Origin of the sequence: Bacillus sp. ok061 (assembly GCF_900108285.1) — a bacterium.
Classification (GTDB): Bacteria; Bacillota; Bacilli; order Bacillales; family Bacillaceae_G; genus Bacillus_A; species Bacillus_A thuringiensis_S.
Window position 1 is genome coordinate 80276 of record NZ_FNUW01000015.1, and the last position, 13854, is coordinate 94129.

Consider the following 13854-nt stretch of genomic DNA (forward strand, 5'->3'; position numbering starts at 1 on the left):
GTATAGGAGGAGATATAAAAATGTCACACGATGTGAAAGAACTAATCGAAGGATTGAATGAAGATTTAGCAGGAGAATACTCAGCAATTATTATGTATAACCATAATGCAGCTACAGTTTCTGGTATATATAGACAAGTGTTAAAACCTTTCTTTGAATCTGAAATTAGTGATGAACAAGGACATGCTCTATATTTAGCGGAGAAAATTAAGACACTAGGTGGTACACCTACTACGATCCCTTTACCAGTGAAACAAGTAGAAGATGTTAGAGAAATGTTAGAATCCGCTAGACAATCAGAATATGAAACAATTAAGCGTTATGAAACGAGAAAAGAACAGGCAGCGAAATTAAATATGACAGAGTTAGTTGTAAAGTTAGAAGATATGATTGCAGATGAAACAAATCATATGGAAGAATTAGATCGTCTTTTAAATGACAAAGCAATGGTATTAAATTAATAGTGGAAATTTATAGAGTGAAAGAACAAACTCTCATTTCTGGGGGTTTGTTCTTTTGCTGTATAAAAATTATGTTAGAGTAGGAAATTTTCATTTTGTAACTGAGTATGCAATACTAGAAAAATAGAAAATGATAATAGATTTACATTTTAAATAAGAAAAGGGGAAATAACTTGTGTCCATTTTAATTGTCGATGATAATCCGGTTAACATCTTTGTAATTGAAAAAATTTTAAAACAAGCCGGATATCAGGATCTTGTATCGCTGAATTCTGCACAAGAGCTTTTCGAATACATTCAATTTGGAGAAGATTCTTCCAGGTATAATGAAATTGATTTAATACTGTTAGATATTATGATGCCTGAAATTGATGGACTTGAAGTTTGTAGGCGATTACAAAAAGAGGAGAAGTTTAAAGATATTCCTATTATTTTTGTTACAGCTTTAGAGGATGCAAATAAGTTGGCCGAAGCTCTTGATATGGGGGCAATGGATTATATTACGAAACCTATAAATAAAGTTGAACTATTAGCACGTATGCGTGTAGCGTTACGCTTGAAATCGGAATTAAATTGGCATAAAGAACAAGAAGAAAATCTTCGGAATGAACTAGATTTAGCTACGCAAGTACAAAGAAACTTATTAAGTAGCCCATTAAGAGAAGATTATATAAAAATTGAAGCAAGTTACTTACCTTCATTTAAATTAGCTGGAGATATGTATTATTGGTATAAAATCGATGAAAACCGCTACGGTATTATATTATTAGACGTGATGGGACATGGTATATCTGCTTCATTAGTTTGTATGTTTATTTCGTCTGTATTACGTGAAACGATTAAATCTTTAATCGATCCAGAACTTGTCATTAAAGACTTAAATAAATATATGACTCTTTTACATAATGAGAATGACGATATTCCATATTATTTTACAGCGATATATTTAGTAGTAGATACAGAAAAGAGAACGATTGAATATGTAAATGCAGGGCATCCTTCTGGATACGTTTTAGTTGATGAAACAAATATGGTTGAACTAAATCGCGGGAGTTGTGCGGTAGGATTTTTTGATGAAATAAAAGTTGAAAAGACAGTTATACCTTTTGAGAAGAACGCTCAAATCGTATTGTTTACAGATGGTGTTCTTGAAGCAATTGCAAATGATGAATTTGAGGCTGAAGAGAAATTACGTACTTTTACAGAAAGAAAATGGGGAGATTTAGAAGGCGAGATAGAAGGGTTTTACAAGGAAGAACAAAAGAAAGCGCAATCAGATGATATGTGTCTAATTATGATACAAACGAATGCGAAATAAAAAGCGTATGAAATCCAAACAGAGGATTTCATACGCTTTTTATTGTATTTTTTGATAAATTTGTTCGCTAGGATTAAATTGGGTATAATGCGGCATTATATTTGAAAAACGAAGAGTTTCTTTATTTCCTAAACATAGAAAACCATTGTGACCTAAGCTTTCATAAAATAGTTGCTGCACTTGATTTTGAAGTTTACTTGTAAAGTAAATTAAAACGTTACGACAAAGTATAATATGAAACTCGTTAAAAGATTGATCGGTTACTAAATTATGCTGTGCAAAAATAATGTTTTGTAACAGTGAAGGATTAAAATAAGCGAAACGATTATCTGTTGAATAATAGTTAGAAAATGCTTGTGTACCGCCAGCTTGTAAATAGTTTTTCGTATAAGTTTGCATTTTATTTAATGGAAGTATGCCTTGTTTTGCTTTTTCTAACACATTTGTATTCATATCTGTTGCGTAAATAACCGACTTTTCACTTAATCCTTCTTCGTGAAGTAAGATGGACATTGATAATACTTCTTCACCAGTTGCGCATCCAGCATGCCAAATTCTAATTTCAGGTTGCTTTTTCAATTCAGGAATAACATGCTCTCTTAGCGCTTTAAAAAAGGCAGGGTTACGAAACATCTCAGTTACATTAATCGAGAAATCATTTAATAACTGTTCTAAAATCCCTTCCTCGTGAATTACTTTTTCAATTAATTTTGAAATGGTTGGGATATTAGAGAGCTGCATTCGATTACAAATCCTTCTATAAATAGATGTGCGAGCATATTGGCGAAAATCAAATCCTGATAGTTTAAATACCGCTTCCAATAGTAATTCAATTTCTAAGTTCGTGCGCTCATCCGTATCTACTGATGGATCAAAATTATAATACTTATTTTCCACTCCAACTAAACCTCACTTATTTTATTAACCATACACTCATTACCGAATAGAGTTGATGTAGATTTAATGGTTTACTTATATAATCTGAAGCGCCAGCAGATAAACATTTTTCCTTATCATTTGGCATTGCTTTAGCAGTTAATGCGATAATAGGTATTTCATTTAACCCTAAGTTCATTCGGATATTTTCCATCGTTTCATAACCGTCCATATTAGGCATCATAATATCCATTAAAATAAGGTCAATATTTGTATTGCTTTTTAGTATTTCTAAACACTCTATGCCGTTTTGGGCAGTAATAATGTTGGCATTTTGTTTTTTTAATGCATTTTGTAACGCAAATATATTTCGATGATCATCATCGACAATTAAAATGGTTTTCTCTTGGAAGACGTTATTTGTTTCGGTAGTAACGATAGCTTCTTCCACAACTTCAGCAGGAATAACATCTTCTATCGTTGCTGCGACTTCTAAATTGGATAACTGTATATCATGTAATCCATTTGGAAGGTTAGGAATATATACCGTGAAAGTACTACCTTCTCCTACATTACTCTCTAACGTAATCCAACCACCTAACAATCTAGCAAACTCTTTACAAATAGATAAACCTAGTCCTGTACCACCATACTTTCGAATCGTTGCTCCATCTGCCTGTTGAAAGGCTTCGAAAATAAGTTGATGCTGTTCTTTAGCGATACCAATACCAGTATCTTTTACTGAAATTGTAATCCAATCTTTACTTATAGACTGCATATCATGACTTAAATTGGTTGTTTCTATTGAATCGAAATGTAAAGAAACGGATCCTTTTTCCGTGAATTTAAATGCATTGGATAATAAGTTTTTAATAATTTGCTCAATCCGTTTTGCATCTGTATAAAACAGATCAGGAATCGTATCACTGTCTTCAATAGTAAATTCGACATTTTTTTGTGCGGCTATATGTAAAAAGTTTTGATGCATATTGGCTGCCATGTCACTTATGTTCGTTGCTTCAAAAATGATGTCTAGTTTGCCTGCTTCTACTTTAGATAAATCTAGTATGTCATTAATTAAAGTAAGTAAGTCTTTCCCTGATGAATGAATGACAGTTGCTAATTCAATCTCATCGTCGGATAAATTGTTATCATGATTTTCTCTTAACATTTCAGATAATAGTAAAATACTATTTAACGGTGTGCGTAATTCATGTGACATATTTGCTAGGAACTCAGATTTGTATTTTGAGCTGCGTAACAACTCGCTTGCTTTTTCTTCTAATTCTGATTTAGTAATTTGTAAGTCAGCTGTCTTCTGCTCAGCCTCTTCAGTTCTAGACTCTAATTGTTCATTCGTTGTTCGTAATTCTTCTGCTTGCATTTGTAGTTCTTCCGCTTGCGTTTGCAATTCTTCTGATTGAACTTGTAACTCTTCTGTCATTGCTTGTGATTCATGTAAAAGAGTTTGAATTCGCATACGTCCCATAATACTATGGATTGTTAAACCTAGATTATCAACGGTTTGTTGAATTAAATCTTGATGTAAATCTGAAATCTCAGTTACACTTACTAACTCCATTACTGCGATTACTTCATCCTCAAATAAGATAGGGATGATTAATAGATTTTTAGGACGTATTTCTAATACTCCGCTAGTGACATAACGAAACTCTTCGGGTATATCCCTGAGAATAAAACTTTTCTTTTCTAAGGCAGACTGTCCAATGAAACCTTCACCCATTTGAATGGATTGTTTCCCAATATCAGCACCTTGATCGGCGAAAGAAGCTTTTTTCACATAGTAGACAGTTTCTTCATATTCTTCACGTACATAAAATGCACCGCAAGAAGTTTGCGTTTTTTGTATAATTCCACTAAGAATTTTTTTACCTAACATCTCAATAGAAGATACACCTTGATACATTAAAATTAATTCTGCAAGCTCCGTTTGTAACCACTCTCTTTTCGATATTTCGTCTAGTAGGTGATTCGTTGTATGAGCAAGATCTTTTATTTCATCACGTGTGTTTACATGAATTCTTTCCGTGATTTTTTCTTTAGAAGAAATGGATTTAATAGCTTGAATTACATTTTTAATCGTTTTTGTAATGGAATTCGAAATATAGAGTGAAATGATAATAGAAATACAAGAAAGTAAGAACAATAAACTGTATAACCAAATCTCTAATTTATTATTTTCAGTATCTAATTGTGCTGCTCTTTTTTTCGTTAATTGCTCCTCAGTGCTACGGAAGTTAGTTACCTGTGACTGTAAGGACTGAATTTGAGTCGTGTCGATTGTTTGTACATTATTACTATTATGATTTGCAATTAACGGGTGAATCTCTTTATTTATCCAACTAATAATATTTTCGTTAATCTGTTTTAATTTTTCTTGCTGAGATGGGTTATCCTCTAATAATGAGAAAAGATCTTGATAATGCTTTTCGTAATCCTTTTCCGCAGAATTAAGAGATTGTACGTAATTTGGATTATTAGAAATGATAAACCCTGTCGCTTTATTTTCAATTATTAGTAAATCTTTCTCCACTTGATTTGTTAAATTGAGAACTTTAAAATCGTGATCAATAATAAAATTACGAGATTTTTGTAAATTAGAAATCTCATTGTTCAACATAATGAAAGAAACAAGTAAGAACAAAATGATAACTAAATAACCAGCCATAATTTTGTAGCGAATACTAAATTTTGCTTTCGAGTTCATTAAAAATTCCTACCTTCAAGGTTATTAAAACTTTTCTATTTTAAAGAATGAAAAACGTAATATATATTATATCAGTTTTCATAAGGCTAAACTAGAAATCCCCCTATTGTATTAGGGGGGTCTTTTTTAATAGAGGAAATCATTTTGAAATATAAAAACATATATGAAAGGTAGTAAACGAGGGAATAGAGGGTAACAAACATTCTAAGAAGGGAAGAGTGTTCTTAAAGCTCTTTTTGCATCTATTCCTTCAAAAATAAATAATATAAGATCTTTCTTTTTTACAGTAAGGAAAAAGGATACTAGAGTGCTTAAGTTTTTAATAGAAGTAAGTGCTCCGTGTTTACCTATAAATACATTCGTTTGAAATGTTGTCATTAAAGCATAAAAATGATGAATCTGCGTTATTGTAGGTATTTCATTATAAGAAATAGTAGTAGAGTGAATGGCGTTCATCGTAATATTCCTTTCCATATAGTAAGCATAACAATATAAACATACCCGTTTTAAAAAATGTTAAACATATAAATAAGAAAAAATATAATTATAGTTTTTTACGTTTAGAAAAGGTTAGGAAGGGTATACATATACTACAAAGAGATTGACTGAAGATGAATTGTAAGATGTCTATGTTTAGTAGATTAGTCTATCAAAATATACTTTTACTTTAAATAAAAAGGAGCCTGGTATACATGAATGAAATGATGATTAATATTACATTTGATTTAATTTACTTGTTAAGTAGTTCACTTGTAGTGCTTTTACTATTCGCTTTTTTCGTAAATGGTTATGTTAATAAGAAAATTAGTGTATACAGAAATGAAGAAAAATAAAAATACATTATATAAAACTTTAGGAGGTTAATAGTTATGAATGTAGATAGAAAAATAGTAGGTGTTTTTAGAACAATTGATGATGCGGCACTCGTTATTAATGAATTAAATGATAAAGGATATTCAGCAGATAACATTTCAGCTATTGCGAAAGATCAAAAGGAAATTGAACATCTAGAAGAAAAATCGGGTGAAAAAGTGAATAGCGAAACTGCACATAAAGCAGATATCTTTTCAGCGACAGGGCTTGTAGCTGGAGGGGTAGCAGGCGGGCTCGGTGGTTTATTAACAGGTCTTGGTGTACTTGCCGTTTCTGGAATGGGTCCAATTGTAGCAGCAGGACCGATCGCAGCAGCTATTGGTGGAGCTGGTATTGGCGGAGGAGCTGGAAGTTTAATAGGAGCATTTATAGGATTAGGAATTCCAGAAGAACATGCTAAAAAGTATGAAGAATATATTTACGATGGAAATATATTAATTTTAGTAGATGCAACATTAGATGATAAGTTAGAAATTTATAAAATATTTGATAAGCACAATGCGTATAACTCTGATTTCTTTAAATAATATGTACGTCACATATTAAACATAGTGAATATCGTTTTTTTGATCTTACAACTTTGGCGCGGCCGAGGAGTCGTATGACTATAAGAGAGGAAGGGCTTATAGTAAAAGATCAAGTTCTATTCTGTTATTTAAAAGGGAAGAGGTGCCTTTTCGTGATTGTAAAAATATTAAAGGATAGTAGTAATAGTTTCCTTTGTACAGTTCAAAGTAAAAATGGAGAGAAGTATGTAAAGAAATGGTTTCATAAACAGGGAAACAAGGAAGAATTAGGGCGACCAACTTTTAAAGAAGTAGAAAAGGATTGGAAAGAAAATAGAGAATCGTTTATGTATCCCAATATTAAAGCGCTTTATTAAAATGGAACAAAATACGCGTTTTATTATTACAAAACTGTCACATTCCTGTAAGGTAATTCAATAGATTAGATACTTTTTCCATGTCATAATAAAGTCATAAGAAAGCTTATCAAAACTACAACTTATTAGGAGAGTGTCAGTCATGATTGTAACAACAACTTCTGGAATTCAAGGTAAAGAAATTATTGAGTATATTGATATTGTAAATGGTGAAGCTATTATGGGTGCAAACATTGTCCGCGATTTATTCGCTTCTGTTCGTGATGTTGTCGGTGGTCGTGCTGGTTCTTATGAAAGTAAGCTTAAAGAAGCTCGTGATATCGCAATGGATGAAATGAAAGAACTTGCAAAACAAAAAGGTGCGAATGCTATCGTTGGTATTGACGTAGATTACGAAGTTGTTCGTGATGGAATGTTAATGGTTGCTGTAAGTGGTACAGCTGTACGTATATAAGTAAATAAAAAACAGGCTCACCCCTTGAAGTTCATGCTTTGAGGGGGGTTTTTGTTTTTAAGTTGTAAAAGTAAAAAGAATGGGATTGTATTTCTTAGAAAAATAGAAGTGCCAGTAGCATAAATGGTATTTCGTACAAAAGAGCGGACTCGTTCAAATTATAGAACAGTTTCAAGGGCTAAATGAAAAAGAAACAGTAATGCTACATATATGTAACGTAAGTGCGAATTTTATAATAAAATTGTTATTTGAGATAATGGAAGAATTAGTGGTATAAATAACTTTATAGATAATAATCAAAATAGAGAAGACAGAGTGTTCATAGATGGAATGGTTAAGAGAATTTTCCAATCTGTAATAAAAAAACGGAGGTACCGAGAACGTTTTACAGATGTCTACTACATAAAATTTATAATGGATTGGGGGCAATTTTTATGTTTTGGTTAGGAGGTTTTTTAGGATACATTGTAGGTTCTATTACTACATGTGCGATACTTTACTTTGGGTATAGAGCCGAAAAGAACAAAAAAGCGGATATGCGAAAGAAAGAGGAGAGAAACATCAATAAAAAAGGTGTATAGGATGTGGAAGAAAAATTGATAACATTGATGCAAAAATAAAGGACAGTTACATATTTTATATGATTACTATGTACTGTCCCGCTTATTCCTTTTGGATTAACAAAAATTGTTTCCTGTCTTGCTATAAAATTCATAGGCAAAAAAACCAAATAAATAGCCTATTCCGGATCCTAAACTAATTGAAAGCAGTGAGAAATCTGGGGAAAATATGCCGAAAATCAAACCGATTATACAGCCCAAAAGCATTCCTATAGGTATTAAACTATCTAATAACAGTTGAGCCTCTTTTGATTTTTTCTTACCCAATTTGCCATGCTTATATTTATGTTCCAATCTTTTTATTACAAATACTACAATCCCCCCGACTAGTATAACAGGCCAAATTTCCGAAATTAACCACATGTTAGAAGCTCCTTTCACCTTTCAATATAATTGTACCAAAAAATTACAATTATAGACTGCTAAACGTACTATCTAGTCTATTTAAAAGGTAAATGCAAAAGACTTCTTCTTTTGCATTTAATAACTCGTCAAAAACACTTTCCGATACGATAAACTTAACTAAATCTATACAATTCAATCAAATTTACACAAGTTAGTGCTTCATCGTGTTCTCGCAACCCCGAAGGGACGAGGGGTATAACACTCCACACGAGGCAGTATCGTTACCTCCTATTATCAAGCATTTATTTTACCCATCTTGATAAATTTATCGCAGCATTTACATCCCTATCGTGATAGCTATTGCACGAAACACAACGCCACTCACGAATCTTTAAACTCCACTGTCCTTCTGGTTGAACTGAATGGTCGTATTTAACGCCGCAACATGAACAAATCTTGCTTGAAGCGAACCATTTATCAGCTTTTACATACTCAATGCCATACTTCTCGCACTTGTATGACAAACATTGAAAGAAGAAGTTTAATTTTTGAAATGAAAATGCTTTCGATAGTTTTTTGTTTTTTAACAGGTTTGAGATAGATAAGTCTTCCACAACAATCCTCATTGGTTTGGTTTTCACCAATTGAGCTGTTGCTTGACGGATATGGTTATTTCGGATATTCATAATTTTCCTAGATAACCGCAGGTGCTCAGCTTTCGCTTTTTCATATCCAGCAGACTGAATTTTCACACCTTTTTTAAATCTCCTAGACATATCTCTTTGCGCTGACTTTTTCCTTTTCAAAAGATTTTTAACCTTAGCATCTTTGTTTATATTTCGTTCTTTCGTACCATTAGAAGCTACAAACAGCTCTTTTAAACCAACATCCACACCAATCGACTCATTGGTTAGTTCTTGTGATTCAAAGTCTTCTTGGAACCCCACACTAATCCACCAGTGACGACCATCAAAGGTAACTCTTGGATTGGATGGTTTTTTATTTCTTGGTAGTTGTTGGCTTGTTTTCACTTCTCCAATAGACTGAATATGAACGACTTTCTTTCCTATAATCAGTCTTTCATAATTGGCATAAAATCCTTGGATCAAATCTTTTTTGGATTTATAAGAAGTGTGAGAACCATTTTTGTACTTTTTGAACGAATTTTTTCTCGCCGTATCAAAATCTTTTGAAGCCTGTTTAGGAACTTGTGCATTAATGGCATTTAACCACTCATATCTCTTTCGCTTCTTGATCTTTGTAAATCGTTTCTGTAAAGCTAACTGTGAAACAGATTTTCCAAATAGCTTATAGTATCTATCACTCATTCTTTTACAATAGTTATAAGCGAATCTTGCAGCACCGGCATGTTTTTTTAGCACTTGTTCTTGTTCAGGCGTTGGAATCAGTCTGACTTTCTTCGCCAATATCATCAGAAGCCTACTCCTTTACTGTGCGATTATTCGGCACTCACCTTTCAGATACTGAAAGATTTGTTCTTCTGAATAGTAGCGTGTTCCACCAGCATTCTCCTGAGACTACTCGGATGCAAACCTGTTAATTCTGATACTTGACTAACTCGTAAAAATTTCATTATTATTCTTACCTCATTGAATCCGCCATAGCACATACGTTCGATATATTCAATGAGGTTTGATAGATTTAATTAAATGTATCTCGTTCAACTAAGGGCGCAATTCCTTAGCCAGTTCTCTTATGAACTTCTCATGTTTTCACATGAGCGCAGACTATATGTTTATCTACTTAGAGATAGAGGATTTTTCCACCACCATAGGCTTGTGGTGTACTCTCGTCAGTTATACGAGATAGTCGTTGAACGTTCATCTTATCACTTTTGACTTAGATGATTCGAGGCGGAAGACCCATTGTTCTAGTGTTTAGGATTTAACCTTGCACCATCTGATTGATTTTTTCTGCTTTCGCGACATTCACGCTCACTATTTCTAGCCACGTTGTAGTTCAATCAGCTTTAGGGATTGCCCGCAGTTAACCCTCACTACTAGCCAATCACTTGACTAGCAGGGCTTACTGATATATTTAATTAACTTTCGTTATAATTGGTTAAATAAATCGTAACAGTTAGTTACCCTTTCGTTTTCTCAGCAGACTGCACAACATCAACTGCCGCTTTCACATCTGCTAAGTCATACGTGGAATGTACCGTCATAAAACACAATTGCTTATTTTCTACTAAGCGAATTAATTGACGAAACGTTTCTTGCCATTTATATGGTGACACTTCTTTATTCCAATGTCGTAAATGAAATATGTTCGCGTGTACTTTGGCTTTCGTGACAATTTCTGCCCAGTTTACTTGTATTCCTGATAGAAGACCGATCGTTAAAAAGTGCCCGTTTGGACGTAAGGAGAAAGCTAATTCATTTCCAGCCGGTCCCCCGATAGAATCAATTGCAGCATCCGCACCGAGCCCGTTTGTTAATTCCGTAACAGTTTCATAAAGCGGGGCAGTGGAAGTATCAATTACATATGCAGCACCAAGGCGCAGTAATTCCTCTGTATGTTTGTTATTTCTTGTAACGGCAATTAATCGGAAGTTTAAAATTTGTGATAACTGCGCAAATAGATGTCCAATAGCAGATCCACAAGCATTCACTAATAAAACGTCATTACGTTGTAAGTTTAACGTTTCTGTACAAGTAACCCACGCCGTAAGAGGGTTAATATACATTTGCGCCGCTGTAAAATCATCGATGGAATCAGGGATAGGGACTACAAAATCAGCTGACGTCTTCACATACTCTTGCCAAGTACCTTCTCCGCGTAACGGTAAAACACGTTTACCGATAAGGTCTCGAGTAACGCCTGCGCCAACATCTTCTACAATACCAACACCTTCATAGCCAGGTATGTTAGGTAAAGGAATTCTATGAGCGTACGCTCCTGTTATGGGAATTAAGTCAGATGGATTAATCGGTCTAACTAACATACGGACCAAAACTTCATTATCTTTTAATGGTTCTATATTTTTATATTCAACTTGTAATACGTCTTTTGGATTGCCAAACTTATGAAATTGAATGCATGTTCCAAGCAAAGTAAATTGCCCCCTTAGTTTGATTGGGTTTATTATAGCATTTTTGGTTTGGGTGGTTATTTTGTTCGTGATAAATAGGGTTTTTAATTTACGTATTTATCAGAATTTTATAAAATGTGTATATGACTATAAAATGGGGGGATTTCTTCATGTGTACTAGTTTGACGTTACAAACAAAAAATTTCCAGCATCTTTTTGCGAGAACAATGGATTTCACATTAGATATGAATCAGGAAGTAATAATCATTCCTCGGCGTTATCAGTGGAACAATATAACTGGTGAAACGATCCGAGCGAAAAAGGCTGTTGTCGGAATGGGAATTAATCATGAAGGAAGGGTCATTATGGCGGACGGAGTAAATGAAGCTGGTATGACATGTGCCACTCTCTATTTCCCGGGATTCGCTACTTATAGTAACAGCATAGATGACCATAAAACGAATTTAGCACCATTTGATTTTGTGGCTTGGAGCTTGACGCAGTTTAATTCTGTTGAAGAGTTAAAAAAATCTGTTGATAACATTTCCCTTATAGATGTACCATTACCAGTTTTAGGGATTACTCCGCCACTACATTGGATTTTAGCAGATAAATGGGGAGAGTGTATTGTACTTGAGCCGACAACTGATGGAATAAAAATGTATGACAATCCACTAGGAGTGATGACTAATAGCCCGGAGTTTAATTGGCATTTACAAAATTTAAGACAATATATTGGACTTAAATCGCAGCCATTTGCACCAACCGAGTGGGGAGACGTACCATTAAGTGCTTTTGGCCAAGGTTCCGGATCGATGGGACTTCCTGGAGATTTCACCCCGCCATCAAGATTCGTGCGGGCAGCATATGGCAAACAAAACATTAAAGGTATAGAGAACGAAGAAGAGGGGATATCGGCTATTTTTCATATCTTATCAAATTGTGAGGTTCCTAAGGGGGCAGTAATAACAGAAGACGGTATATTAGATAATACTATCTATACAAGTGCAATGTGTATGGAGTCTGGAACATATTATTACCATACTTACGATTGTAGACAAATTATAGCCATTCATTTATTCCATGAAAATTTAGATACAGCTGAGATTAAAACGTATCCGTTCCAGCGGAAGCAAAAAATCTTTTATGAAAACTGATAAAAACACCTCCATTGAATTTGCATACTTAGTATGCGAATTCGGGAGGTGTTTTTCTATTAAGCAGAAGCTTTCTTCATTCTCTCAAGTAAACTAGATAACACATGCGTACGATATGATTCTAGTTTTTTACCTTCGTAAGTACGAATACCTAATTTTTTAAGTTCTTTTACATACCAACCTTTGCTTCCGAAATACATGTGATCGCTCCCCTTCAACTTTGTTTTTATTTGTCCTGATTATACTTGGAGGCACAGGAATTATAATGAAGGAAATGAATTTCGCGCGAAAATGGTTAACTTTGTTGCAAAAGACATATATACTAAAGATAGTATACAACGAGGTGGGCAAGACGTGATTATAGAGAAGCACGAAATTCAAATTGACCAAATTACGAGCGGTAAAGTGAATATCTTTACTTTCTATAGAAATAGAAAGCAAATTGATGATCATTTTTTACGATTGCAAGAACCATCGCTTACAGCAAACTACTTCTTCCATTTTCATTTTGATGCAGAGAGCTTGCATCTACTGCAGGAAGAGTTTCCAGGCGTATATCCGTACGACGGTAGTGAAACGATTCACGACTGGACGGAAAAGATGAAAGCTGAATTGCAACATCAGATCCAAACAGGTAAATGGAATAAACGCGTACGTATCGGTAATCGCATTCTAGATGTGGTGTTTACATGGTGTGACGAAGATATAGTAGAGTGAAAAAGAAGCGGATGACGCTTCTTTTTTTTAGCGCTGGAATAAAACGAGCTTACCTGCAGTAGATGTACAGCGATGTGTTTTTTCATACAATCCTTTTTCTTGTAAGATAGATTCACCTTTTGCTTTTGCTTCTTTTTCAGTTGCCGCCTCGAATGATTCGTCTAATGCTTTTGAACCATCTTTTTCAAAGACTGTTAGAACGTATACTCCCATGAAAATTCCCTCCAATAATTAAAATCAGAATCTTATAATTATTTTGACATAAAATGCTACAATATGCAAAGAAATATATGACATTGCGTGGTAAAATAGAATGAAACTTTAATCATCGAGAATATTTTTATTCTCGATGATTATTAGTTTTCAG

General features: G+C 33.8%; 17 protein-coding genes. 9 read left to right on the top strand and 8 right to left on the bottom strand.

The window, feature by feature from the left end:
• The first annotated feature begins 20 nt into the window (after positions 1–20).
• Positions 21–461 carry a ferritin-like domain-containing protein gene (locus C4S65_RS19725; RefSeq protein WP_000017755.1) on the top strand — a complete coding sequence of 147 codons (441 nt, stop codon included), beginning with the start codon at positions 21–23 and terminating at the stop codon, positions 459–461.
• A gap of 175 nt (positions 462–636) precedes the next feature.
• Complete coding sequence (locus C4S65_RS19730) at positions 637–1779, top strand: fused response regulator/phosphatase (RefSeq protein WP_000025537.1); 1143 nt, start codon at positions 637–639, stop codon at positions 1777–1779.
• A gap of 39 nt (positions 1780–1818) precedes the next feature.
• Here C4S65_RS19730 and C4S65_RS19735 read toward each other — a convergent pair whose 3' ends face one another.
• The 3 genes from C4S65_RS19735 to C4S65_RS19745 form a co-directional block, all read right to left on the bottom strand.
• Complete coding sequence (locus tag C4S65_RS19735; RefSeq protein WP_086406497.1) at positions 1819–2676, bottom strand: protein-glutamate O-methyltransferase CheR; 858 nt, start codon at positions 2674–2676, stop codon at positions 1819–1821.
• A gap of 16 nt (positions 2677–2692) precedes the next feature.
• Positions 2693–5383, bottom strand: coding sequence for an ATP-binding protein (locus tag C4S65_RS19740; RefSeq protein ID WP_103945407.1), 2691 nt, complete (start codon positions 5381–5383; stop codon positions 2693–2695).
• A gap of 204 nt (positions 5384–5587) precedes the next feature.
• Complete coding sequence (locus tag C4S65_RS19745) at positions 5588–5839, bottom strand: hypothetical protein (protein ID WP_140337807.1); 252 nt, start codon at positions 5837–5839, stop codon at positions 5588–5590.
• A gap of 236 nt (positions 5840–6075) precedes the next feature.
• Here C4S65_RS19745 and C4S65_RS34500 point away from each other — a divergent pair, with 236 nt between their 5' ends.
• The 5 genes from C4S65_RS34500 (at position 6076) to C4S65_RS34505 (ending at position 8174) form a co-directional block, all read left to right on the top strand.
• Entirely contained in the window at positions 6076–6216 is a 141-nt protein-coding gene (locus tag C4S65_RS34500) for a hypothetical protein (protein ID WP_001004571.1), read from the top strand.
• Between the two features lie 36 nt (positions 6217–6252).
• A complete protein-coding gene (locus tag C4S65_RS19755) occupies positions 6253–6783 on the top strand; it encodes a general stress protein (protein WP_086406500.1) in 531 nt (176 codons plus the stop codon).
• 152 nt (positions 6784–6935) lie between these two features.
• Complete coding sequence (locus C4S65_RS19760; RefSeq protein WP_061667992.1) at positions 6936–7139, top strand: DUF4028 family protein; 204 nt, start codon at positions 6936–6938, stop codon at positions 7137–7139.
• A 142-nt stretch (positions 7140–7281) separates the two neighbouring features.
• Positions 7282–7593 carry a heavy metal-binding domain-containing protein gene (locus C4S65_RS19765; protein WP_000637510.1) on the top strand — a complete coding sequence of 104 codons (312 nt, stop codon included), beginning with the start codon at positions 7282–7284 and terminating at the stop codon, positions 7591–7593.
• 434 nt (positions 7594–8027) lie between these two features.
• A complete protein-coding gene (locus tag C4S65_RS34505) occupies positions 8028–8174 on the top strand; it encodes a hypothetical protein (protein ID WP_000498640.1) in 147 nt (48 codons plus the stop codon).
• A gap of 96 nt (positions 8175–8270) precedes the next feature.
• Here C4S65_RS34505 and C4S65_RS19770 read toward each other — a convergent pair whose 3' ends face one another.
• From C4S65_RS19770 to C4S65_RS19780, 3 genes are all read right to left on the bottom strand, one after another.
• Positions 8271–8576 carry a hypothetical protein gene (locus tag C4S65_RS19770; protein ID WP_061665948.1) on the bottom strand — a complete coding sequence of 102 codons (306 nt, stop codon included), beginning with the start codon at positions 8574–8576 and terminating at the stop codon, positions 8271–8273.
• Positions 8577–8860: 284 nt separating this feature from the next.
• Positions 8861–9991, bottom strand: a complete 1131-nt coding sequence (locus tag C4S65_RS19775; RefSeq protein WP_103945408.1) for an RNA-guided endonuclease TnpB family protein — start codon at positions 9989–9991, stop codon at positions 8861–8863.
• A 671-nt stretch (positions 9992–10662) separates the two neighbouring features.
• Positions 10663–11634, bottom strand: coding sequence for a zinc-dependent alcohol dehydrogenase family protein (locus C4S65_RS19780; RefSeq protein ID WP_086407082.1), 972 nt, complete (start codon positions 11632–11634; stop codon positions 10663–10665).
• 149 nt (positions 11635–11783) lie between these two features.
• Here C4S65_RS19780 and C4S65_RS19785 point away from each other — a divergent pair, with 149 nt between their 5' ends.
• Positions 11784–12770 (top strand): choloylglycine hydrolase family protein, encoded by a 987-nt coding sequence (locus C4S65_RS19785; RefSeq protein ID WP_086407081.1) that lies wholly within the window; start codon positions 11784–11786, stop codon positions 12768–12770.
• Positions 12771–12829: 59 nt separating this feature from the next.
• Here the strand turns inward: C4S65_RS19785 and C4S65_RS19790 are convergent, their stop codons facing one another.
• A complete protein-coding gene (locus tag C4S65_RS19790; RefSeq protein WP_000273536.1) occupies positions 12830–12970 on the bottom strand; it encodes a YflJ family protein in 141 nt (46 codons plus the stop codon).
• 154 nt (positions 12971–13124) lie between these two features.
• On the opposite strand from C4S65_RS19790, the gene C4S65_RS19795 reads away from it, so the two are divergent.
• The gene (locus tag C4S65_RS19795; RefSeq protein ID WP_000582776.1) at positions 13125–13487 is read left to right on the top strand and encodes a hypothetical protein; all 363 of its coding nucleotides are present in this window, start codon (positions 13125–13127) and stop codon (positions 13485–13487) included.
• A gap of 27 nt (positions 13488–13514) precedes the next feature.
• Here C4S65_RS19795 and C4S65_RS19800 read toward each other — a convergent pair whose 3' ends face one another.
• Positions 13515–13700, bottom strand: coding sequence for a YhzD family protein (locus tag C4S65_RS19800; protein ID WP_000539552.1), 186 nt, complete (start codon positions 13698–13700; stop codon positions 13515–13517).
• Positions 13701–13854: the final 154 nt, after the last annotated feature.